This window comes from Thalassotalea euphylliae (assembly GCF_003390375.1).
GTDB classification, from domain to species: Bacteria; Pseudomonadota; Gammaproteobacteria; order Enterobacterales; family Alteromonadaceae; genus Thalassotalea_F; species Thalassotalea_F euphylliae_A.
Genome location: NZ_QUOT01000001.1, coordinates 2,839,680 through 2,861,366 on the forward strand (window position 1 = coordinate 2,839,680; position 21,687 = coordinate 2,861,366).

A 21,687-nucleotide genomic window follows, 5' to 3' on the forward strand; every position below is an offset into this window, starting at 1 on the left:
TATAGGTTTTTTTATTTCTGGTTTATTATTTGCTTTGATTACTGTCAGCGCACATCTGTTATACAAAGTCGCTATCAAACGTAAGGAATAACGTACAGCAGTTTTGATTACGGTAAATAAGTGAATAGGATTAACAAAATGAAAAAATTATCAAAATCAGTGTTAGCGATAGCATCAGCAGTTGCACTGTCGGCGTCTTTTTCAGGAAGTGCGTTGGCAGATTCTTATGCCTTTGCAAATCTAAATATTAACAACTTGATAATGTCTGATGGTAATGGCAATGCATTAACTACCAGCTTTATCGACCCTGCAAGCGGAAATATCCAGTTACCAAATGGTGTAAACGATACACAGGTTAATAATGCTAATTTAGGTGGAGTTTTCACACAGGAAACTGGTACACCTGATAGTGCAATGGCGTGTATTGGTGAATGTGCAATTGGTGGAAATACCTTCACTCAAGTACCATTGGGAACTAACTTCTCTCGTTCAGACAGCCTTATAACTGGTGCTGTTGTAGACATTGATGGAGCAGGCGCTGGTGCGACTGCTAATAGTGTGGCCGAGACCCAATTAACAACGAATACAACGAGTAACTCACAGTCTACTGTTGCGACCAATACTCAGTTTTTCTTCAACCTAAACCAAGCCTCTCAAGTGCAGTTTGATTTTACTGCTTCTGGTTTAGTGGAAGCTGAACAAACGCCAGACAACAACGTTCCTCCTTCGTTTGCGCAGGCCAGTACGGCGTTTTCAATTGTAATTAGAGAAGTTGATACAAACGCGATAGTATTTTCTTGGGCACCAGACGGTTTTGTTGGTGCGAATGCTACTACAACAGAGCTACAAGATGATATGGCGATTAATCTTACACTTGCTGCAACATCTGCGGGTCAACTTGCATCACAAGCAATCATGGGCTCTTTCTCAGCAGTCTCTACTAATGCACTTCTAGCAGGTGTTGACTACACGCTGAGTATTAACCACCAAACGAATGTTGTAGCGACAAGAGATGTGCCAGAACCGGGTATGTTATTTGCTCTAGCATTAGGCTTGATGGGTTTTGCTGCAAGGAAAAAATTGCAAAGTTAATACACCATTTATTATTTGATTAAAGGCTTCAACTAAAGAAGCCTTTTTTATTTTTCACTCAAAACTACTAGTAGCAGCTATGCCATTAAATAGATGGCTTTTCAGCTTGTTCATGTTATTCTAAATTTTTGTTTATAAATGAAATTTTTTTGTGCTGATACTCTATTTAGCTGCGCTACTAATCTTTATTTCTCATATCTATTTTGCTTCGACATGACTATTTCAACGACAGGTTCAGAATCGTATTATCTAAGATAAGTTTTCTATAATATTGGTTTAACTCCGAAAGTATAAATAATAAAACTTACTCTTACTGGCTATTGCCTGTTTCAGCATCTGGGTAAATAAAAGTTTGCCGCTATCGATTGAGATTGCTCTCAGCAAAGACCATAAACTTAAAGTAGGGCTCTAGTTGTGCGACCCCACACTTAACATAATTAAACGGGGGGTATATAAGGGCGTTAAATAGTTATTTATCTTTCGGATTAGTAAAAGGAGTTAGAAATATTTGATGCGACAGATCGTTGAATATATTTTGATATAACTCGGCTAATTCAGGGCTCAGATGAGAGCTAAAACCTGAACGTTCAAGGTGAAACATTGCGCGTATACCGTGATAATCCATCTCCTCACCGCACTGAACAAATGGCAAGCCAAAACGTGTTAGGCGACGGTTAAGTCTTGGTTCCATCATAACGAACGCCACTTGATGGTTACAAATATCTGCCAGCGCTACGGCAGCTATGTATAGTCCCATTGCAATATTGGGGAAATTGCGGCGTTCTTCTTCAGAGTAGACAGTTTTTGGATTGATGCTATTCAATACAAATGGAACATTTTTCTCCTTTTCCCGGCGTCTAAAGCTAGAAAGTACTGCTAACCTTGATATTTCACCGAAACTTCCGCGCGGCAGTTGCGTAGAGTCTATAACGTCTTTACGCGCACTCTCTAGGCAATGAGCTTCAAACGGGAGTTTTTTAACAGGCTCATTGGCTGGAGGAATCACTAACCTTACGCAACCTGCGTGAACGCCAGTTCTTTTGTGTTCGAGTAAACAGTGGAAAGCGTAATCGTCACAGTCATCGGTTTCCATATGACTGTCGTTTTCAGGTTCCCATCCGAGTTCAGCTGCGTAAACACCATACCTAATCTTGAAAGCTTCTTGGCGTAACGCTTTAGTATTTGCGAACTTTACCTGAAAATATTGGGCGAAATTTTCTGCTAATGAATATCCGGCCATACTTTTCCCACTTTTGTTACTTCGAAAATTGACGCTTATTTGTGCGCCTTTGTTTAACTATAACAAGTTATTTTGATATTTCACCCATTAATCTGCAAATGTCTGAAAATTTTACAATAGTCTAAACTAATGATATTAGAGTAAAATTTCACTCAATTCTGGTTGGCTTAGAAAGCTTTGTGGGCTTGCTGATGCGCCGTATGCACCAGATTGATAAACGGCGATATAGTCACCAATTTCGAGTGCTGGTAATTGAACTTTATCAGCAATAATGTCTAGCGGTGTGCAAAGTGGGCCAACAACAGTGACGGTTTCCGTATCAGCGTTTTGTAAGTCCATTTTGTTGCCAACAGCGACTGGGTAATTTTTCCGGATCACTTGGCCGAAGTTGCCAGAGTTTGCTAAGTGATGATGTAAGCCGCCGTCGCAAACTGCGTAGGTCGTTTCTCGAGAGGCTTTTATATCGACGACTTTACTCACATACACACCTGCTTCACCAACTAAGTAACGACCTAATTCCATAATGAGCTCAATATCACAAAGTGATGAATGTTGAGCTATTAGTGTCGCTAGATTATCGGCAACAGGGGCAAGATTGAGTCGTGTTTCACCAGCAAAATATGGAATGCCTAAACCACCACCAATATTAATGTAATCAATTTGAACTGGGGTAATGGAAATGAGCCGCTCCGCTAGTGCAAAGGTTTTTTGATGCATTTCGATAATGGCTTCAATTTTGAGGTTTTGTGAACCGGCATAAATATGAAAACCACGAAAGTTCAGCATTTGGTAGTCTAGCTCTGCCAGAATGCTTGGAATTTGTTCTTCGTCTATTCCAAATGGCTTGGCACCGCCTGCCATTTTCATGCCTGATGCTTTTAGCTCGAATGCGGGATTAATGCGAATCGCAATATTGGGCTTAATCGAAAGCTGTTTACCAATATCTACTGCCCGTTGAATTTCTGTTGTTGACTCGGCATGCAAGGTAATACCGGCAACAATGGCTGCGCGAATATCATCTTCAGTCTTTCCTGGGCCAGCAAAGCTAATCTCATTGGGTGACATGCCTGATTGAATAGCTAACAACATTTCTTTGGCCGAGGCAACATCAAAGCCACTCACTAGCGGGCGCATAAAATTTACCAGTGGTGGGTAAGGGTTCGCCTTAATTGCGTAGTGCAGTGAAATTCGCTCTGGTAATGCTTCTTTAAGTGAACTAACGGTCTTTGAAAGAATTGCACGATCGTAAGCATAATAAGGGGTGCTGCCGACTAACATTTCAATCTGTGAAAGCGTTTTATTGCCAATTTTTAATTGATGTTGTTCTTGCTCGAACGGGGTTAGCGTGTCATGTGCTTTCATAAAGTTAATCCGTAAAAATTCCTTGGTAATCTCGGTTAAGTGCAGCACGGTCTATCTTACCGTTGGCATTGTGAGGCATGCTGTCGAGCACAATAACTTGTTTGGGTATCATGTAATTTGCTAAGTGTTTTTGACAATGCCTAGTCACTGACTTAGTTAAAGTTTCTTGGTCTTCAGTGCCTTCAGTATCGCTTGCTAAGATCAAGGCAACAATAGCTTGACCAAGCTCTGGGTGTGGTGCGCCGATGACCGCCGCCTCGGATATGCTTGGATACTGATAGAGTATCTCTTCTACTTCCATAGGGCTGACGCGATAACCTGAGCTTTTGATCATTTCATCAGCACGTGCAACAAAATACAAAAAACCGTCTTTATCTTGTTTTACCGTGTCACCTGACCACACCGCCATTTCTTGCAGCATAATGCCCTCTGGCTTTCCCGGTGCTGGTTTAAAGCGTGCTGCGGTTTTTTCCGGTGCATTCCAATAGCCTAAGCTTACCAGTGGCCCCATATGAACAAGTTCGCCTGGTTCCTCCGGCTCGCAATAGCTGCCATCAGGACGGACAACGACTACTTCGGCATTTGGGATTGCTTTACCCATCGAACCTGGCTTTTGATCCACTTGCGCTGGCGGTAAATAAGTTGAGCGAAAAGCTTCGGTCAAACCATACATTAGATAAGGCTTTGCTTGCGGTAGTTTTTCTCGCAGGGTTGTTAAATTGGCTTGGGTTAGCGCGCCACCACTATTGGTAAAATACCGAATGGATTGACCGCTGTTTTCAGGCCATTGCAAACTACATAATTGACTGTATAAAGGGGGGACCGCGGCGAGGCCCGTAACTTGATATTTATCAATGGCACTGAGCACATCTCGAGGTAATAAATAATCCAACAGCACACAGGTGGCACCGACAGAGAAACTTGTCGTTAACTGGCTCAAGCCATAATCAAAGCTCAGTGGTAATACCGCGAGAATAACGTCGTCAGCGCTATTTTCTAGATACTCTGCTACTGAGTGTGCACCAATGACCATATTACTATGAGAGAGCACAACACCCTTCGGCTTTCCTGTACTACCAGAGGTATACAAAATGGCAGCCATATCGTTAGACGTTTGTGCAGGTACTGATAACTGTTCCGCCTTGTCAGCATAAAAATTATCCCAGCTAATGACCTGAGCCTGCGCTAATTGGCCTTCGTCACTTGGCTTTCCGTCAACAAGTACTATGTGTTTTAAGCTGGGCAGTGACGCTAAATTTTCGATTAAAGGCGATAGCCTTGCTTTATTAGTGACTAATATTTGAATGTCACAATCAGCCACTATATGACTTACTTGCGGTGCTTTGAGTACGGGGTTAATTGGTACAAAAACCCCTGCGGCTGCAGAACAGGCGAATAAAGCGGTAACTGTTTCTAGGCTTTTGGGGAGATAAATGCCAACGCGGCCGTATCGAGTTAGCCCTAATGATTGGTAGCACTTCGCGATATGCTTTATTTGTTGCGCGAGTTCTTTATATGTCAGTTGCTGATTTTTATGGTGCAGTGCAATCGATTCTGGTGTTTTCTTGGCACTTAGCTCAATCAGTTCGTGTAATAGCTTGGTCATTCTTCATCCTGAAAACAATGTCAGTCAAAGCGCACTAATTCGCACTTTTGCCTATTATTATGACCATGTTCACAGGCTATTAACAAGGCTTTGAGGCTGCTAAATTAACCATTGATACCTGATAAGTGTTGTAGTGGCGCCGTTTTAATTTTAGTTTTGATGGGGATGATGTCCATTGCCGTATGGTAACCCATTTCAAACAGTTGATTTTTTTGGTCGCTGGTCAAATTGAAGTCGACAGCAGAGCACTCCCCAGTATTAACAACTATTGTGTTGTGCCAAAAAGCCTCGTTGATATACTCACGCGAAAGGGTGGTCATAAAGGTGCGAATTAACAGCGTAATATAATTAAAAATGGGCAAGAAACCCGTTACCTTTAGATCTTGATATTCGTGTTCACCGCGCAGTCTGAAGCAAAGTACTGGCGTCGCCTGGCCATCCCAATCACGGTGCAATGCATCTTCGGAAAGAATACTGCCATCAACCATAATACGTTTACCAAATGGCTTGAAGCTAAAGACTAGAGGTATCGACATCGAAAATCGTACGGCTAGAGACACTTTCATGTCAGGCGAAGTCTCGCGATCGAAAACAACGGGCTGGCCACTTTTTACGTCGGTAGCGACAATGTGTAGCGACTTGTCCATTTGTGCGAAAGTTCTCCCATCCAAGAGGTTATCTACCCAGCGTTCGAAAACGTCTCCAGAACTTAAGCCGCCATTGCGAAGCAATTTTAACAATGAGAATTCTCTAAACTGATTGTAATCGGTCTCGATTGCTATTTGCTTCATTGTTTCCAATGAGTGACCAGCTGCATATAGGCTGGCGACAATGCTGCCACCAGAAACACCGACAATATCACCAAATTCTACGCCCAGTTGCTCAAGCGCTTTTAAAATACCGATATGAGCAGGCAAACGTGTGCCACCACCTGCCATGATAGGAATAATTTTTGTTGTCATAACTCTACCTCGCCAACAATTACAAATATTATGGTTTATAGTTGGAAAACTTGCCTAAAATTGACAGACTTACAACTGAACGAATAACGACACAAGGAAAGTTTATGCGCCTTTTTGCTGCACTGCTTGCATTAATTTTTACTGTAAAAACAGCTTATGGACACGACATGGTTAGCCTAGTAAAGAAGGTCAAGCCATCTGTGGTGGGTATTGGCGTTTATACGCCACTTGGACAACCTAAAAATGAATTGCGTGGAACGGGGTTTGTGATCAGTAATGGTCAATACGTGGCGACCAATCACCATGTTTTGCCTGAGCTACTTGATACTGAGCGTTTACAGGAAATGGTAGTGTTTGTTGGGGTTGGTAAAAAAGCCAAGGCACGCAAAGCTAAAATTGTCGCCTCCTCTCGCTATCACGATTTGGCGATTCTCAAAGTTGAAGGTGACAAGTTACCTGCTATGCCATTAGCTGAGGATGAATTTTATCCAGAAGGCAGTGAAGTTGGCTTTACCGGCTTTCCCATTGGTGCGATTTTAGGGTTGTTTCCGGTGACTCATAAAGCTATGTTAGCGAGTATTACGCCCGTGGTAATTCCAGTGAAAGATACGCGGCAAATGTCGATAGCCATGTTAAAACGATTACGCGATCCTTATATGGTTTATCAATTAGACGGAACGGCTTACCCAGGCAACAGTGGTAGCGCGCTTTATGATGAAACGGGTAAGGTTATCGGGGTGATTAACAAGGTTTTTGTACAAAGCACCAAAGAGGCGGTGATTTCTAATCCAAGCGGTATTACCTACGCCATTCCCGTGCGCCACCTACGCAAGCTAATGCATGATAACCAAGTACCTGAATAATAGTTTAGGGCAAGTGAGCCGCTATTCGGTACTCGCGGTTAATGGCTCACTAAAGCTGGGCTTTTGGTAAAGTGCTGACAACGGCACTAAGTCGATATTGTGTTGTTTTAGTTGCGGAATAAGCTTAGTCAATGCTGCCACGGTTTCAGGGTGAGGGTGAGCAATCGCGATTGCTGTTTGTTGGCGTTTCGCTTTGCTAATCAGTTGCTTAAATTGGCCTTCGATATATTGGTGAGAGAGCTGGTTATCGAGAAATACATGGCGGCTCATTGCAGGTACGCCCATACGATCAGCGATGGTTCTTCCTAGTGTTTTTGAACTTGTCACACTATCTAGAAACAACAGCTCGCGTTCTTTAAGAAATTTCATCGTCCACAACATTGGCTTAGCCAACGTTGTGAGATGACTGCCCATGTGATTATTAATGCCGACAGCAAAGGGAATTTCTTGCAGTGATTCATTCAAACTGGCTTTAATTGCCGCTTCACTCATATCAGCAGTCAACGCACCAGGGCCAAGCTTTTTACCCTGGCTTGATTCCATTGGAATATGCAAGATGACGTCTTGGTTGCGTCGGTTAGCTGCCTCGGCAATACGTTTACCGTAAGGGGTTTGTGGCAATACAGCATAGGTGATATTGCCGGGAATAGTGAGCACTTGTTTATCGGTCATGCGATAACCAATGTCATCAATTACGATTGCAACCTGTGCGGCGTTAGCAAACGCAGCAGGGCCTGTAATAAACAATAAAAATGAGAGAAAACGAATCACGAATGTAGTTTTTTTTTATTTTTGTAAGGCTAGCCTAGCAGTTTTACCGAAACAGGTCGACGCATTATTAACGCACACAGCAGGCTATCTACACCAAAGCTTCGGATTAACGGCTTTACCGTGATGGCGAATTTCAAAATAGAGGCCTGGCTCGCTTTGTCCACCACTTTGACCAACAATAGCTATTGCTTCGCCTGGTTCAACGGTATCGCCAACATTTTTTAATAAAGCTTGGTTATGGCCGTACAAGCTCATATAGCCCTTGCCATGATCGATCACTGTGACTAAGCCATAACCTTTTAACCAATCTGAAAATAGTACTTTGCCAGAATAGATACTGGTGACTTGCCTACCTACAGCCGCTGAAAGCAATACCCCTTTCCAGCGCAAATAGCCTTGTTTTCGCGTGCCGAATGAGTGCTTAATGCGACCTGAAACTGGCCAGCGCAGTTTTCGTTTTAGCTTATCTAGGCCAGGCAAATTTTTTGCCAGTGCGCTTTGGCGTGCCAAGCGTTCCAGTTCTGCAACTAAGTTTGCTTCTTCTTGTTCTAGTTTTGCTAATTGTTGTTTGTTTGAAAGCAGTTCTTTGCGTAATGCTGTTAAGGTTTTCTTGCGTTGCGCTTTGTTTTTCTCTAGTGCAGCGCGCTGTGATTGTTGAGTTTGTTGAAGCTGGGTTAATTGCTTGGCTTTTTGCTGTTGCTCTATCTCTACCTCAGACAGTCGCGCAATGGTCGCCTGAAACGCTTCAATTTCAGCTATTCGCGCTTTACTTAAATATTGATAATAGGTGAGTGAGCGCTGAACTTGGCTTGACTCTTCTTGGTTAAGCAGCATTTTTAGGTAGTCGTGCTGCCCAGTGGTGTAAGCCGTTCTCAGTTGATGCGCTAATGCATTTTCTTGTTGTACTTTATCTCGATTGAGTTGTGCTTTTTCTTTCGCGAGGCTGGTGAGTTTATCTTGGGTTGCTTTGAGCGAATTGCGGGTGTTATTCATCGCTTTTGCCACCTTCGCAATGGCAAAATCATCTTTTTTCAGCTGGGCATTGAGTTGGCGGCGTTTTTTACTCACTTGCACGATTGCCGATTTTTGTTTGGCAATTTCACTTTTTACCGTTGATAACTGCTCACTGGAACGCTGCTTTTTCGCGTCTTCTGATGATGCAGATTGAGCTTGTGCAGATACAAGAGTAAACGCACAGGCAATGACTAGCCGCACTAGACATTGCACAGTGGTTGTTAGTTTTTTAAATAAACGCACGACAGGGTTTAGTTTAACTGCATTAATACCTTGCCAGTCATCTCTGCTGGTTGTTCAAGCCCCATTAAACTTAACAGTGTTGGTGAAATATCACTAAGCGCACCGTCGTTAACGGGTGTTGCTTGGCGGCCAACATAAATCAAAGGTACAGGCTCGCAAGTATGGGCCGTGTGTGCTTGGCCTGACTCAGGGTTGACCATTTGCTCAGCGTTACCGTGGTCTGCAGTAATTAAACATTCGCCGCCGACTTTTTGTAGTGCTTCAACCACGCGCCCTATGGCTGTATCAACCGCTTCACAAGCTTTTACCGCTGCTTCAAATTTACCGGTATGACCAACCATATCGCCATTGGGGTAATTACAAACGATAAAATCATGCTCGCCACTTTCAATCGCCGCAACAAGTTTGTCGGTAAGTAGCGGTGCATTCATCTCTGGCTGCAAGTCATAGGTTGCTACTTGTGGTGACGGCACCAAAATACGCTGTTCACCGTCAAATTCATCTTCTTTGCCGCCGCTAAAGAAGAAAGTGACGTGCGCGTACTTCTCTGTTTCTGAAATACGTAATTGTGTTTTGTTATGTTTAGCTAACCATTCCCCCATAACATTGTTCAGTGGCTCAGGTGGGAAGGCACAGCTCGTATGAATGTCGGCGGCATATTCCGTTAGCATAACAAAGTCACTGATAGCAGCCACTTTATTGCGCTCAAAGCCATTAAAGTCAGGCTCTACAAAAGCACGTGTAAATTGACGTGCGCGATCCGCTCTAAAATTCATAAATACCAGCGCATCGCCATCTTCAATGGTGATTGCTTCGCCTTGCGCGTCAGTAATCATGCTTGGTTTTACGAATTCATCGTTTTCGTCGCGCTCATAAGCTGCGGCTAACGCGTCAACGGCTGAGCCAAATTGGTATTGTGCTTGGCCGCTAACCATTAAGTTATATGCCGCTTCAACTCGCTCCCAGCGCTGATCTCTGTCCATTGCGTAGTATCGCCCTACCACTGAAGCTACTTGGCCATTACCAAGCTCGTTAAATTTTTCTTGGGCTTTAAGCAATGAGTCGTGAGCGCTACGTGGCGGAGTATCACGACCGTCGAGAAATGCGTGCAAGTATACCTTTTCAGCGCCACGTGATTTTGCCAATTCCATCATCGCAAAAATATGATCTTCGTGGCTATGCACGCCACCGGGAGACATTAAGCCCAAAATATGGAGCGCCTTGCCGGCTTGCTGTGCCTTATCTACGGCATTGCAAAGCGCAGCGTTTTGGCTAAAGGTTTGATCGTCGATTGCTTTGGTGATGCGGGTGAAGTCTTGGTAAACAATACGGCCAGCACCTAAGTTAACATGACCGACTTCTGAGTTACCCATTTGACCATCAGGAAGACCAACTGCCATTCCTGAGGTGCCAATTAGCATATTAGGAAAACGTGCCTTTAAGTCATCTAACACCGGAGTTTTTGCGTGAAAAATGGCGTTTGACTCTTGGTGCTCACGATAGCCCCAACCGTCAAGAATAAGCAGAACCATTGGCTTCTTAGTTGGCATTCGAAATTTCCTAAATCTAGATTGGCGAAAAACTGAGATTATTTTACACAGTTAGTGGCGAATAGCACTAGCCAAGCCCGCAAAATTATTGGTGTTTATTTTGGGCGTGTTGATCTTTCAGGGTTGCTTTTGCTGCAGCCTGTTTTGGGTTTTATACAAGGCGGTACTTGTGCAGTGTAGTCACTCTCCTTAAATAAGTGCCAACACAGTAGAAAGCCCAAACAGGCGCAGCCCCTTTATTTTGTGTTGAGTGGGTTCATCTAAACGCTTCCTGCTCATTGTTGCTCGCTTTTTACTTAGAACGACTATGCGACAAAGCGAGCGCCGCGATCAGAAAGCGTTTAGATTGAACAAAATTCAACCTCGAAAGTTCAACACGCCCTAAGCGTTCTGTTGCTATTTGGGTTTGGTTAATGAAGTCTGTATACTGTGCCCGTTTTAAAATTTCATTCCACCATGGTACGTATTTATGGATCAATTAATGGTTTTTGCCGCAAATCACCCATTGTTAAGCACCGCTTGGGTTGCGCTTGTGGTTGCGATTATTGTTATTACAGTGATGATTAAAATGTCGCCAGTAAAACAGGTATCACCGCAAGAGTTAACCTTTCAGGTGAACAAAGAAAATGGTGTTGTTGTTGATATCCGCACTGACAAAGAATTCAAAACAAGCCGTATTATTGATGCGCTGCACCTGTCTCAAGAAAAAGCTAATAAAAATGACTTTGCTGCCCTTGAAAAACATAAAGACAAACCCATTATTGTCGTATGTACTGCTGGCTTAACGGCAACTAAAGTGGCAAATCAGTTACTTAAAGCGGGTTTCTCACAAGTAAGTTTGCTAAAAGGCGGCATGAATGCCTGGGTTGGTGCTGGCCTGCCAGTCACCAAGAAGTAGGCGAATATTTTAAGAGGTCGTTATGGCAGTAAAAATTGAAATTTACACGAAAGGTTATTGTCCTTACTGTAGCCGAGCTAAATCATTGCTTGATTACAAAGAAGTAGAATACACAGAATTTCGCATTGATAAGCAACGCGAATTGCGTGATGTGATGATCAAGCGTGCTGACGGTGGTAGCACTGTCCCTCAAATTTTCATTAACGACAAGCATATTGGCGGCTGTGATGACTTAGTGGCATTAGAGTACGCGAAGAAATTGGACGCTTTACTTGAAAAGTAAGCTTGTCTAATACCAAAACAGATTTTAGTTAGAAAACGCACAGTGAACCTTTCCGTGCAGTAAATTATAGGAATATTTCAAATGGCTGATGAACATCAAAACCCAGCAGAGCAAGCGGCACCACAGTTCGCGATTCAACGTGTTTACACTAAAGACATTTCTTTTGAAACGCCTAACTCTCCTGCTATTTTCCAAAAAGAATGGAAACCAGAAGTTAAGTTAGACATCGACACTCGCTCAAACAAGTTACATGATGAAACTTATGAAGTGGTTTTAGCAGTAACCGTAACGGCAACTGTTGAAGGTCAAACCGCGTTTTTAGCGGAAGTTCAGCAAGCGGGTATTTTCACTATTGGTAATATTGACGAAGGCCAATTAGCGCATATGATTGGTGCATTCTGCCCGAATACCTTATTCCCATATGCTCGTGAAACGATTGCTAACCTAGTTAACCGTGGTTCATTCCCACAACTTAACTTAGCGCCAGTTAACTTCGATGCATTATTTGCTTCTTACTTGCAACAGCGTCAAGCACAACAAGAAGCGGCGAGCACAGAAGCTCACTAGTTGAGGCGATGACTGTGCAAACAGCCAAAATTTCTGTGATAGGGGCAGGGTCTTACGGCTCTGCCCTTGCTATATGTTTTGCCCGAAATGGCCACCCAACGGTGTTGTGGGGGCGAGATCAAGCGCAAATGCAAGCAATGGCATCTTCACGCAGCAACGAAAAGTATTTGCCTGGCAGCAAGTTTCCAGAAAGCTTAATTATCGAGCCCGACTTGGCTAGTGCAGTAAAGGCCAGCGATATAGTTTTAGTGGTGGTGCCAAGCCATGTTTTTGGCGACATGTTGCGCCAAGTTAAGCTGCACCTGAACGACAACGCTAAGCTAGCATGGGCAACTAAAGGGTTAGATCCTGACTCTGGCCACTTATTGCAAGAAGTAGCGCGCGATATTCTCGGCGATGATATTAGCCTTGGAGTGTTATCCGGGCCAACCTTTGCCAAAGAAATGGCTGCGGGCTTACCAACAGCTATTTCGTTGTCATCAACCGACGATAGTTTTGTGACTGAGCTTTCTGATTTGCTGCATTGTGAAAAGGCATTTCGAGTTTATAGCAATAACGACTTCATTGGTATTCAGCTCGGTGGCGCAGTCAAGAATGTGATTGCCATTGGTGCTGGCATGGCTGATGGCATTGGCTTTGGCGCTAATGCTCGAACAGCGCTTATCACACGTGGTCTTGCTGAAATGACGCGCTTAGGGGCAACGTTGGGAGCCGAGCCTGCTACCTTTATGGGCATGGCTGGCTTAGGTGACTTGGTGTTAACCTGCACTGATAACCAATCGCGCAACCGTCGTTTTGGTTTAGCACTGGGACAGGGTAAAGATGTGGATACTGCGATGGCTGATATTGGCCAAGTGGTAGAAGGGTATCGCAATACCAAAGAAGTCTTTATGCTGGCGGAGCGACAAGGGGTTGAAATGCCAATTGTTGAGCAAGTGTACAAAGTGCTTTATCAAGGTAAACCCGCCTTAAAAGCAGCCTATGATTTACTTTCTCGCCAAAAGAAATTTGAGTAACAGCGTTTGCTGTTACTCTCTTTATCTTACTAACTCTTTCATTCAGCTTTCGTATCTTTAACCACCTTTAGTCATTTAAAGCTGACTAGATGCCATTAGCAAAATCAAGCTGACGCCAAGCTTCGTAAATAATCACTGCCGCAGAATTAGATAAATTCATACTGCGACTGCCTGTGACCATAGGAATGCGAATTTTGTGCTCGTCGGGAATTTGATCACGCACGACATCAGGTAAACCTTTAGTTTCTGAGCCAAACATCACATAGTCACCTTGTTCAAAGGAAACTTGATGATGGTAACGTGTTGCCTTAGTGGTAATGGCGTATAAATTCTTGGGCTGTTCGCTAGCGAGAAATGCATCAAAGTTTTCATGGCGCTTCAGGTTCGCAAATTCATGGTAATCAAGCCCAGCACGCTTTAGTCGCTTGTCTTCTATTGAAAAGCCTAGTGGCTCAATTAAGTGCAAACGGAACCCTGAATTAGCACATAGGCGAATAATATTACCAGTGTTTGGTGGAATCTCTGGCTGAAACAGCACAACATCTAACATAACAAATAATCAATAAGCGAATACTGCGACGCATTATATCGTTAATCCGCCGCTTAAGTTAATGGCTCGTTTTATTTAGCGTGTGCTTTAGCAAATTGGTATTAGTTGCCTGTTTGCTCGAACCAGTTAAGGGTTTTAACAATACCATCAACACGGTATTCATCTAGCTCAAAAAAGATTTCATGGCGAGCGCCAGTAATGACTTCTGGTTTGCCATTGGGACATGACTGTGGGTGAGCTGCATGCAATGCGCGGCAAAAGTCATCCTGAGCACTGTTATCAACAACCGTATCACTGCCAGCTTGAAGCACTAGCGTCGGCGTGGTTAATTTATTGACATCGGCAAATATGTCCTTATTCGCTTTGACTGCTTCATCCAACCAGCGGAAGGTGACACCACCCAACTGCAACTCAGGCGTCGATTGGTATAAGTTAGTAAAAATTTCATAGCGCACAGGAGATTGCATCAACGCATTGTCGGCAAACGGCCTGCTGCTGTAACCATCTTGACCAAGAAAATACCAAGAGTCATCGCTCAACCATTTAGATAAGGTATCACCGCCGCTAATAATAAATTCGCCGAGCCAATTCGGGATGCCGCCGCTGTTTATTGCAATCATTGGCGAAGCTAATACTGCGGCTTTAATTGGCGTTTGGTAGCGCTGCATATAACGCGCGCTGATTGCTCCACCCATGGAGTGAGCAAGCAAATAGATATTTTGTTGGCATTGTGTTTGAACGATGTTACTCACGAAGTAGTGGAGGTCATCGCTGTAGTGATCAAACATAGCGACATAGCCTTTGTGTTGATCTGCTTGCATGCGCCCAGATAAACCTTGGCCACGGTGATCGATGATAAATAAGTTGTAGCCCGCGTTAGTAAGATCAAAAGCGAGTTCTTGATACTTCAAATAACCTTCAGAGCGGCCTGGTACTAGTACTAAACACTTGTCGCGATTAGGCGATACAAATTGCGCATAACGAATATTAATGTCGTCAACACCACTAAATTGGCTAAATTGGCCAGTTTGCCAAAAGCTTTTTATTTCCCGCTCATAGCGAGTGGTGAGCTCTTGCTCTGAAGTAATCGACCAAGGTGAGCTCATGGCTGATGCCGTTACTGATATTAGCGTCATAGAAATTGCGAGTAATCCTGCCAGTAAATCTTTCATATTGTTATTAATATTGTGAAATGCCTGCATTATGTTACGCAATTTTGTTGAAAAAAACAGCATCGCAGCCTGTTATATTTACGTCCCATTTTCGCCCCAATTTACGCACACCTCAATGAGCAATTTGCCGATCTATTCGGTTTTTTTCAAAGTTCACTATATGGTCAACACGCCCTAACTAAACCTTAGGTAAGCTGATAGTGACCGTTAAACCGCCTTCACTATTATTTTTTGCTGAAATTTCACCGCGGTGAGCCAGCACTGCTTGCTTAGCAATTGCCAACCCTAAGCCTGTGCCACCTGTTAACCTATCACGGGCAGAAGCGACTCGATAGAAAGGCTCAAACAACTTACTAAGTACTAAATCAGGCACGCCATTACCTTGATCGCTGACGCCGATCACAACGTGCTCGACAGTTTCGGTTAGTTCAACTAGCACCATGCTAGCTGATGGTGAGTACTTAATAGCATTACAAATGATATTCCCTACGGCGCTCGCTATAAGGGCTTCATCAAGGTTTAATTGCGGATTGCCTTCGGCATTAAGGGTGATCTTAACCTGCTTATCTTGGCCAAGGAAGTTACCGTCATCGACTAAATGATCGAGTAAAGGCTTAAGGTGGCAGGGCTGTTTACTTATCGCTTGAGCACTATTTTCAAGGCGAGATAAGGTCAGTACATGTTCGATCATTTCATCTAAACGAGCGACTTCGCGCTCACTGCGCGCAATGTATTGCTCTAAGGTTTCGTGATCGTCCTTGTGTTTTTGCGCAAGTGCTAATGCCATTTGTAATCGGGTTAATGGCGAGCGTAACTCGTGAGAGACATCGCCGAGCAAACGTTGATGAGCTGAGACGTTGTCAAATAGCTTATCCGCCATTTGATTAAAGGCTTTGGCGAGTGTGCCTAATTCATCACTGCGTTTATCGTCATTTTCTACTCTAATAGCTAGGTCTCCTTGACCAAAACGGTCAGCCACTTTAGTGATGTTTGACAGTGGCCTGCTAAGTGAGCGGGCGAGCAGCCAACATAGCGCAAAACTGACAATGACAGGCGTACCAATTCTTGCCCAATAAGGTAATTGCTGCATAAAAAAGCCTATGGTGCGAATACGGCTGGTGTGGCGTTTGTAAAAGGCTAAATACTGTTGCCCGCGCACCTCTAGTTTTACTGGCCCCGTGATTTGTGAATGTGGAAATATCCAAGTCGTGGTGTTATCAAATACATTTGCCTGAATAAACTGGTTCACGTATGGGTGCTCAGGATGACCGCCTATGACAGGTTGATTGTTGTTCAGCGGCTTAACCATTAAATGTTTAAAACTGCGCTTGGTTCGGCGGTGACGATTGTCGTGAATAAACTTTACCAAATTTCTGGGCTGAGCTTGATGTATGACATCAGTGATTCGCGTTAGCCGGCGCAAATCGCCTTTATCTGTATCAATTTCTACATACTGCTGGCTCAATTGAATAGAAACGAATCGCGTGGCGGCAATTGCACAAATGGTGACAATCCAAAACCAGAGAAACAGCTTTACTTTGATGGAGCTCAAGTGGCGGCGAATACCGCTAATCACATTCGTCTTGGTAAGGCTATACAAGCGACTCTCCTGCTAAAAATATATAACCTGAGCCGCGTACGGTTTTAATCTTATCGTCACTCGTATATTGGCTTAACTTGCGGCGAATATTGCTGACATGCATGTCAATACTGCGATCAAATGGACTAAGTTTTCGCCCAAGTACTTGCTCCGAAAGTTGCTCTTTACTGACAATCACGCTGTTTTGCGTCATCAACTCGAATAAAATTTCGAATTCCGTGCCGGTTAGTTCAATAAGCTGTTCTTCACACTTAACCTGACGTGTTGCATTGTCAATGAGTACCCCATTTACGTTGAGTACATGCCCTGTGCCTGTTTGTTGTTGGGTGATATCAATACGTCTAAATATCGCCTTGATTCGGGCGAGCAACTCTTGATGATGAAAAGGCTTAGGTAGGTAGTCGTCGGCCCCCAATTCAAGACCGAGAATACGATCACTGTCATCCCCTTTGGCGGTCAGCATTAGAATGGGGATATGGTGTTTACCGCCGAGGGCTTTTAAGACATCAAAGCCATTTAACTTAGGCATCATGACGTCGAGCAAAATCAAGTCGATATTCTGATCAAAGGCTTTTGCCAAACCACTGGCGCCATCGTGGCGGCAAGTGATAGTGAAGCCTTCTGCAGATAAATAACTGGTGAGCAGCTCACTTAATTCAATATCGTCATCAATAATCAAGATATGCTTTGTCATAACGTTTTGGTATTACCCCATGGTTGATAGCCATTATTTTATCAGTTTATTAATCCAACGATTGTTATCTTTACACAGTTTTACACTGGCTTTGCGAAACTTTGCATTGCAGTTTTTATACTGAACTTGAATTATTACTTGAAGCAAATTGTGAGGCATAAGATGACAACAGCAATGAGAAAAACAACCGTTAAGGCAGCTGCGTTATTTACAGCGTTAAGTTTACTGGCAGCTCCTGCTGCGTTTAGTGATGAGCATCAACAAGGCTATGAGCATCAGCATAAAAAGGCACATAGCGGTCATCGCATGAAACAAGGGCAACACGGTGTAAAGATGTTGAGGAAAATGGCGCGTTATCTGGATTTGAGCGATGAGCAGGTTGCTCAAATTAAAGAAATTCGCCGCCAAAGCAAAACAGAAAACGAACCACTGCGCACAGCCATGAAGGCGTTTAAAACAGAGGTTAAAAATCAGCAATCGGGTAGTGAATTTGATGAAACGGCTTTCAGCGCTACTTACCTACAATATCAGGAGACTTTTGCACAACTCGCACTGCAAAAAGCGAAAACTCGTCATGCTATTTTTCAAGTGTTAACGCCAGAGCAACAAACGAAATGGCAAGCATTTCAGGAAAAACGCAAAGCTCGAAGGGGTTTAGAGCGAAGCTAATAGAGGTTAGAGCGGGCTAATCAAAGCAGGTTGAGCTAGCTGAGGTAGCGCTAGCTCAATCAAACTCGCTAATTTTAGCTCATACTAAATGAGAAAATTTTTGACATTTTACTGTCTACTGGCTCGCCATTTGCGCGAGCTGGCTCAAAACGCCATTGCTCGATTGCGCTAATAATTGCCGAGCGGAAGTAGCTAAGCTTGCTTTGCTGCTCAAATTCAATATCAGTCACCCGACCAAATTCATCGATGGTGAAATTCACTTGCACATCAAGCTCAATTCCTTTGCGTTTAGCGACTGATGGATAACGTGGGTCAATGGCATTCATCAATTTAGCTGGTGCCAAGTTTTGAATGACATTCGATTGTGGGGTAGGAGTACGCTGGTAGCGTTGTTCAAATAAGCTTACTTTTGATACCGGAGCTTCAAACATTGATTGATGCGGGCTACTTAACGTAGGCGCGATTTTAGCAAGCGTAACGTGTTCACTATCATGGTTAGTTGAGCTATTTTCAGTTGTGGTGATGTCTCCATTTTCATTAATGACTGAAGACTGAGCCACTAGGTTTTGCTCACCGTCTGAACTATTGCTTGTTGACGCTAACAGTGCTGTCGCTGGTGCGCTCGATTTATTTATCGCAGAGTATTCAACTTTCTGTTGCTGATATGCGATAGCGTTTACGTCGATGTTAATGTTCGCGTCGATGTTTAAATGAGTTGCTGCTGTTTTAATATTTGGATTAGCGCTAGGCAGCTCTTGGCTAGCAGGTAATTTTTGTTCTTTTTGTTCTTTCCTTGGCGATGCTAAGGCAATTTCGCTTTGTGCGTGATCGCTTACATGAGAAGTCCTTGTATCCTTGCTTTGCTGCTCTTTTTCCATTTTGGGAACAAAAGCGAGCTCCGACTGCTCTAGGCTTGTGTCTTTGCGCAAGTTCAATTCTGTTTTTGCCGACCAGCTCGGTAGAGCCGATAAATGATCTGCCAATAAGTGACCAGCAATAGAGTCTTGTTGCAGCGAAGCGTCGTTAAAGCTTTGTTGGTGACTGCCATAACCTGAAGATTGGCCATAGCTGTCTGAAAAAGCAGCCACTTTTAGACCTGATATTTCTAGCAAGGGTGAATTCACTAGTTGCTTAATGCTTAACACTAACAGAGAGCCAATTATGACCAGTGCAGCAAGCAATCGCCCTGGGGCTTGTTCGTTAGTACAAGAATGATCAACTAAACGAACCACGCGTGCTTTTAAATCGCCGCCAGATGCCGCCACGGCCATCGCTGGAATAGTCTCATGGCGACGGTTCTGACAATGGTGGCTTTGGCATAATGATGCGGTGTCGGCCAAGGTGTGAGCATAAGCTACAGCATTGCCGCAATGCGACACGGCAATGTCATCAGTACAATATTCACGCTCTTGGCGCATTTGCTTAGACACCCAGATCACCGCGGGGTGGAAGAATAATAATATTTCGATCAGCGTTTGCAGGAAGTTAACAAGGTAATCATAACGGCGAATATGGGCCAGTTCATGCAGTAGTAGCATTTCTAACTGCGCTTGGTTTAGCCCCATTAGCATTTGTGCCGGCATCAGTACAACGGGTTTTAGCCAGCCGATAGCCATTGGTACTTTTGCTTTCAGTGAAATAACTAAACGAGGGGTATGGTTTAACCCAATTTGCGCTGCGAGCTCACTAAACCTTGCTAAAAGTTTGGGTTCTGTTGGTATTGTTTGATTACGTGCTAACCGCCCCGTAGTCGTTACTTCAATTAACAGCTTGCTCGTTAAGAACAGTACACAAGCAAACCAAGCCAAGGATAGATACGGCAAATAGTCAAGGCTTTGGCTGTACCAAGTCACCCCATGCTGTTGTTGCAATACATGTTGGAATTGCGCAATGGGCATAGAGTTTGTTGGGCTGAGAATCGAGCTATTTGATGGCTGGAATAAATAGTTAAAAGTCGCTATGGGAAGTAATAAATTTACCCCCATGGCTAAACAACTTAACCCGTATCGCAATCTAGAACGCTGCACTGAAATAAGTGACAATGCAATTTTTAGCACACCAGCTATCACTAGCCCTTGCCACAGAAAGTGTAGCAATGACATGGTCAGCGCTTGTGTAAACGCTTGAACCTCAGGACTGTTAGTGATCAGTGTTGCTATCATGTTGCTCTAATTCACAATATTTTTAATTTGTATTAACGATATAGGTTTGTGCCCGTTCGCTTGAAAGTAGTACATATCAAGCATTACTTATTAAGTATTGCTGGTATTTTAACTTTTTGTGTTATTTATCTAAATTGTCTAACAGTTGACGAATATCTTCAATTTCTTGTTTGCTGGTTGATTCGTTTAAGGCACGCATTACCAGCTTTGATGTTGAGCCACCAAACGCTTTGCTGATCAAGTCTTTGATCAATGATGATTGTGTTTGGGTCTCGCTGTTCGCGGCAGCATAAACATGAGCACGATTACTTTCGTCGCGAATCACCAATGTTTTTTCGTGCATGATTTGCAAAATTTTGAGTACAGTCGTGTAGCCAGTTTTTTGCGTTTCGCTCACTGCTTCATGTATTTGTCGAACGGTTGCTGGGCCTATTTTCCATAACACATTGAGCAATGTGAGCTCAGCTTCAGTCGGCTTGATACTAGACTTATCTCTCGCCATGTAAACTTCCTTCCATTTTGTATATTAAGTACACGTACGAGATTAATCGTATCCTCTGCCGAATAAATGAGCAAATTATTTTCATAAATAGTGTTTATGAAAGGGTAGCTTGGTCGAACTTAATTCTAGGAGTTCAGAGTTTGCAAATACTGCTGAGTTCTTGCGGGATAATTAGTGAAAATAGCATCAACACCTATTTCAGCACAAAATGCTATATCTTGCGGGCGATCGACGGTATATACCCAAACGGCTAAGCCACGCTGGTGAGCGTCATCAACTAGCTCTTTGTTGAGGCAATCAATACTTGGGTTAATACTTTTAGCGTTAAGTAATTGGGCGCTAGCGGCAAGTTCATATGGACAATGAGCAATTAAGGCTCCAATTGCTAGGGTCTGCTGTTGTTGCTTTAAAGCGGCTAAGAAGCCGTGATTAAATGACGATATTAAGAGGTGTGGCCAATCATAAATTCCTTGTTTTACAACAAGGTGCAACTCATCAATTAAGTGCTTTGCAATTTGTGCTAGCTCATTGGCGTTGCCATTAGCGATTTTCACTTCGATATTCACACTACAAGCACCATTGATGACTTTCAGAGCCTGCGCTAATTGCAATATAGGCTGGTTGTCGTTGGTGCGCAGCATAGCTAATTGCGCATGTGGTAGTGTTTGTAATTGGCCTTGGCCATTGGTGGTTTTGTCCACGTAAAGGTCGTGCATTAACCACCAAGTGCCAGTTTCGGTGTGAAACTGAATGTCTAATTCTATGCCGTCAGCTTGCTGGGCTATCGCCTGCTCAAAGGCGATTTTGGTATTTTCAGGGTATTCACCACTAGCACCTCGATGCGCGATAACCAGCATAGTTGAGTTTCCTG

At 43.5% G+C, this 21,687-nt stretch carries 21 protein-coding genes; 7 read left to right on the forward strand and 14 right to left on the reverse strand.

Annotation, left to right across the window (positions count from 1 at the left end; genetic code table 11):
- Window positions 1-138 precede the first annotated feature (138 nt).
- Window positions 139-1,092 (forward strand): PEP-CTERM sorting domain-containing protein, encoded by a 954-nt coding sequence (locus tag DXX94_RS12555; RefSeq protein WP_116016345.1) that lies wholly within the window; start codon window positions 139-141, stop codon window positions 1,090-1,092.
- A gap of 469 nt (window positions 1,093-1,561) precedes the next feature.
- Here DXX94_RS12555 and DXX94_RS12560 read toward each other — a convergent pair whose 3' ends face one another.
- The 4 genes from DXX94_RS12560 to DXX94_RS12575 form a co-directional block, all read right to left on the reverse strand.
- Entirely contained in the window at window positions 1,562-2,332 is a 771-nt protein-coding gene (locus DXX94_RS12560) for a PEP-CTERM/exosortase system-associated acyltransferase (protein ID WP_116016347.1), read from the reverse strand.
- 135 nt (window positions 2,333-2,467) lie between these two features.
- Window positions 2,468-3,694, reverse strand: coding sequence for a pyridoxal-dependent decarboxylase, exosortase A system-associated (locus DXX94_RS12565; RefSeq protein WP_116016349.1), 1,227 nt, complete (start codon window positions 3,692-3,694; stop codon window positions 2,468-2,470).
- Between the two features lie 4 nt (window positions 3,695-3,698).
- The gene (locus DXX94_RS12570; protein WP_116016351.1) at window positions 3,699-5,300 is read right to left on the reverse strand and encodes an acyl-CoA ligase (AMP-forming), exosortase A system-associated; all 1,602 of its coding nucleotides are present in this window, start codon (window positions 5,298-5,300) and stop codon (window positions 3,699-3,701) included.
- Between the two features lie 104 nt (window positions 5,301-5,404).
- Entirely contained in the window at window positions 5,405-6,262 is an 858-nt protein-coding gene (locus DXX94_RS12575; protein WP_116016353.1) for a patatin-like phospholipase family protein, read from the reverse strand.
- Window positions 6,263-6,366: 104 nt separating this feature from the next.
- Between DXX94_RS12575 and DXX94_RS12580 the strand changes: the two genes are divergently transcribed.
- Window positions 6,367-7,125 (forward strand): S1 family peptidase, encoded by a 759-nt coding sequence (locus DXX94_RS12580; protein WP_116016355.1) that lies wholly within the window; start codon window positions 6,367-6,369, stop codon window positions 7,123-7,125.
- Window positions 7,126-7,146: 21 nt separating this feature from the next.
- Here DXX94_RS12580 and DXX94_RS12585 read toward each other — a convergent pair whose 3' ends face one another.
- The 3 genes from DXX94_RS12585 to gpmM form a co-directional block, all read right to left on the reverse strand.
- A complete protein-coding gene (locus tag DXX94_RS12585) occupies window positions 7,147-7,896 on the reverse strand; it encodes a divergent polysaccharide deacetylase family protein (protein ID WP_258872161.1) in 750 nt (249 codons plus the stop codon).
- A gap of 84 nt (window positions 7,897-7,980) precedes the next feature.
- Window positions 7,981-9,111 (reverse strand): murein hydrolase activator EnvC family protein, encoded by a 1,131-nt coding sequence (locus tag DXX94_RS12590; RefSeq protein ID WP_147302285.1) that lies wholly within the window; start codon window positions 9,109-9,111, stop codon window positions 7,981-7,983.
- Window positions 9,112-9,161: 50 nt separating this feature from the next.
- On the reverse strand, window positions 9,162-10,703 hold the full coding sequence (gene gpmM, locus DXX94_RS12595; protein ID WP_116016359.1) for a 2,3-bisphosphoglycerate-independent phosphoglycerate mutase: 1,542 nt from the start codon (window positions 10,701-10,703) through the stop codon (window positions 9,162-9,164).
- A gap of 469 nt (window positions 10,704-11,172) precedes the next feature.
- Here gpmM and DXX94_RS12600 point away from each other — a divergent pair, with 469 nt between their 5' ends.
- From DXX94_RS12600 to gpsA, 4 genes are all read left to right on the forward strand, one after another.
- Complete coding sequence (locus DXX94_RS12600; protein WP_116002047.1) at window positions 11,173-11,601, forward strand: rhodanese-like domain-containing protein; 429 nt, start codon at window positions 11,173-11,175, stop codon at window positions 11,599-11,601.
- A gap of 22 nt (window positions 11,602-11,623) precedes the next feature.
- A complete protein-coding gene (gene grxC, locus DXX94_RS12605) occupies window positions 11,624-11,884 on the forward strand; it encodes a glutaredoxin 3 (RefSeq protein ID WP_116002046.1) in 261 nt (86 codons plus the stop codon).
- An 81-nt stretch (window positions 11,885-11,965) separates the two neighbouring features.
- Window positions 11,966-12,451 carry a protein-export chaperone SecB gene (gene secB, locus DXX94_RS12610; protein WP_116002045.1) on the forward strand — a complete coding sequence of 162 codons (486 nt, stop codon included), beginning with the start codon at window positions 11,966-11,968 and terminating at the stop codon, window positions 12,449-12,451.
- Between the two features lie 8 nt (window positions 12,452-12,459).
- Window positions 12,460-13,467: an NAD(P)H-dependent glycerol-3-phosphate dehydrogenase gene (gpsA, locus tag DXX94_RS12615; protein WP_116016361.1), complete on the forward strand. Its 1,008-nt coding sequence runs from the start codon at window positions 12,460-12,462 to the stop codon at window positions 13,465-13,467.
- 85 nt (window positions 13,468-13,552) lie between these two features.
- Here gpsA and trmL read toward each other — a convergent pair whose 3' ends face one another.
- The 4 genes from trmL to DXX94_RS12635 all read right to left on the reverse strand — a co-directional run bounded on the left by trmL (window position 13,553) and on the right by DXX94_RS12635 (window position 17,483).
- A complete protein-coding gene (trmL, locus tag DXX94_RS12620) occupies window positions 13,553-14,017 on the reverse strand; it encodes a tRNA (uridine(34)/cytosine(34)/5-carboxymethylaminomethyluridine(34)-2'-O)-methyltransferase TrmL (RefSeq protein WP_116016363.1) in 465 nt (154 codons plus the stop codon).
- A gap of 101 nt (window positions 14,018-14,118) precedes the next feature.
- Entirely contained in the window at window positions 14,119-15,219 is a 1,101-nt protein-coding gene (locus DXX94_RS12625; protein WP_181901556.1) for an alpha/beta fold hydrolase, read from the reverse strand.
- A gap of 148 nt (window positions 15,220-15,367) precedes the next feature.
- Window positions 15,368-16,789, reverse strand: a complete 1,422-nt coding sequence (locus tag DXX94_RS12630; protein WP_116016367.1) for an ATP-binding protein — start codon at window positions 16,787-16,789, stop codon at window positions 15,368-15,370.
- A complete protein-coding gene (locus DXX94_RS12635; RefSeq protein WP_116016369.1) occupies window positions 16,782-17,483 on the reverse strand; it encodes a response regulator in 702 nt (233 codons plus the stop codon). Before DXX94_RS12635 ends, DXX94_RS12630 begins: the two co-directional genes overlap by 8 nt.
- Before the next feature lie 162 nt (window positions 17,484-17,645).
- Between DXX94_RS12635 and DXX94_RS12640 the strand changes: the two genes are divergently transcribed.
- A complete protein-coding gene (locus DXX94_RS12640; protein WP_116016371.1) occupies window positions 17,646-18,152 on the forward strand; it encodes a Spy/CpxP family protein refolding chaperone in 507 nt (168 codons plus the stop codon).
- A 74-nt stretch (window positions 18,153-18,226) separates the two neighbouring features.
- Here the strand turns inward: DXX94_RS12640 and DXX94_RS12645 are convergent, their stop codons facing one another.
- From DXX94_RS12645 to DXX94_RS12655, 3 genes are all read right to left on the reverse strand, one after another.
- Entirely contained in the window at window positions 18,227-20,314 is a 2,088-nt protein-coding gene (locus DXX94_RS12645) for a M56 family metallopeptidase (RefSeq protein WP_116016373.1), read from the reverse strand.
- A 121-nt stretch (window positions 20,315-20,435) separates the two neighbouring features.
- Window positions 20,436-20,816 (reverse strand): BlaI/MecI/CopY family transcriptional regulator, encoded by a 381-nt coding sequence (locus tag DXX94_RS12650; RefSeq protein ID WP_116016375.1) that lies wholly within the window; start codon window positions 20,814-20,816, stop codon window positions 20,436-20,438.
- Window positions 20,817-20,941: 125 nt separating this feature from the next.
- Entirely contained in the window at window positions 20,942-21,673 is a 732-nt protein-coding gene (locus tag DXX94_RS12655; RefSeq protein ID WP_116016377.1) for a glycerophosphodiester phosphodiesterase, read from the reverse strand.
- Between the last annotated feature and the right edge of the window lie 14 nt (window positions 21,674-21,687).

Excerpts from the sequence above, each read along its gene's own strand:
- DXX94_RS12555 (WP_116016345.1), top strand. The coding sequence starts at position 139 with ATGAAAAAATTATCAAAATCAGTGTTAGCGATAGCATCAGCAGTTGCA.
- DXX94_RS12560 (WP_116016347.1), bottom strand. The coding sequence starts at position 2,332 with ATGGCCGGATATTCATTAGCAGAAAATTTCGCCCAATATTTTCAGGTA.
- DXX94_RS12565 (WP_116016349.1), bottom strand. The coding sequence starts at position 3,694 with ATGAAAGCACATGACACGCTAACCCCGTTCGAGCAAGAACAACATCAA.
- DXX94_RS12570 (WP_116016351.1), bottom strand. The coding sequence starts at position 5,300 with ATGACCAAGCTATTACACGAACTGATTGAGCTAAGTGCCAAGAAAACA.
- DXX94_RS12575 (WP_116016353.1), bottom strand. The coding sequence starts at position 6,262 with ATGACAACAAAAATTATTCCTATCATGGCAGGTGGTGGCACACGTTTG.
- DXX94_RS12580 (WP_116016355.1), top strand. The coding sequence starts at position 6,367 with ATGCGCCTTTTTGCTGCACTGCTTGCATTAATTTTTACTGTAAAAACA.
- gpmM (WP_116016359.1), bottom strand. The coding sequence starts at position 10,703 with ATGCCAACTAAGAAGCCAATGGTTCTGCTTATTCTTGACGGTTGGGGC.
- DXX94_RS12600 (WP_116002047.1), top strand. The coding sequence starts at position 11,173 with ATGGATCAATTAATGGTTTTTGCCGCAAATCACCCATTGTTAAGCACC.
- grxC (WP_116002046.1), top strand. The coding sequence starts at position 11,624 with ATGGCAGTAAAAATTGAAATTTACACGAAAGGTTATTGTCCTTACTGT.
- secB (WP_116002045.1), top strand. The coding sequence starts at position 11,966 with ATGGCTGATGAACATCAAAACCCAGCAGAGCAAGCGGCACCACAGTTC.
- gpsA (WP_116016361.1), top strand. The coding sequence starts at position 12,460 with ATGACTGTGCAAACAGCCAAAATTTCTGTGATAGGGGCAGGGTCTTAC.
- trmL (WP_116016363.1), bottom strand. The coding sequence starts at position 14,017 with ATGTTAGATGTTGTGCTGTTTCAGCCAGAGATTCCACCAAACACTGGT.
- DXX94_RS12625 (WP_181901556.1), bottom strand. The coding sequence starts at position 15,219 with ATGCAGGCATTTCACAATATTAATAACAATATGAAAGATTTACTGGCA.
- DXX94_RS12635 (WP_116016369.1), bottom strand. The coding sequence starts at position 17,483 with ATGACAAAGCATATCTTGATTATTGATGACGATATTGAATTAAGTGAG.
- DXX94_RS12640 (WP_116016371.1), top strand. The coding sequence starts at position 17,646 with ATGACAACAGCAATGAGAAAAACAACCGTTAAGGCAGCTGCGTTATTT.
- DXX94_RS12645 (WP_116016373.1), bottom strand. The coding sequence starts at position 20,314 with ATGATAGCAACACTGATCACTAACAGTCCTGAGGTTCAAGCGTTTACA.
- DXX94_RS12650 (WP_116016375.1), bottom strand. The coding sequence starts at position 20,816 with ATGGCGAGAGATAAGTCTAGTATCAAGCCGACTGAAGCTGAGCTCACA.
- DXX94_RS12655 (WP_116016377.1), bottom strand. The coding sequence starts at position 21,673 with ATGCTGGTTATCGCGCATCGAGGTGCTAGTGGTGAATACCCTGAAAAT.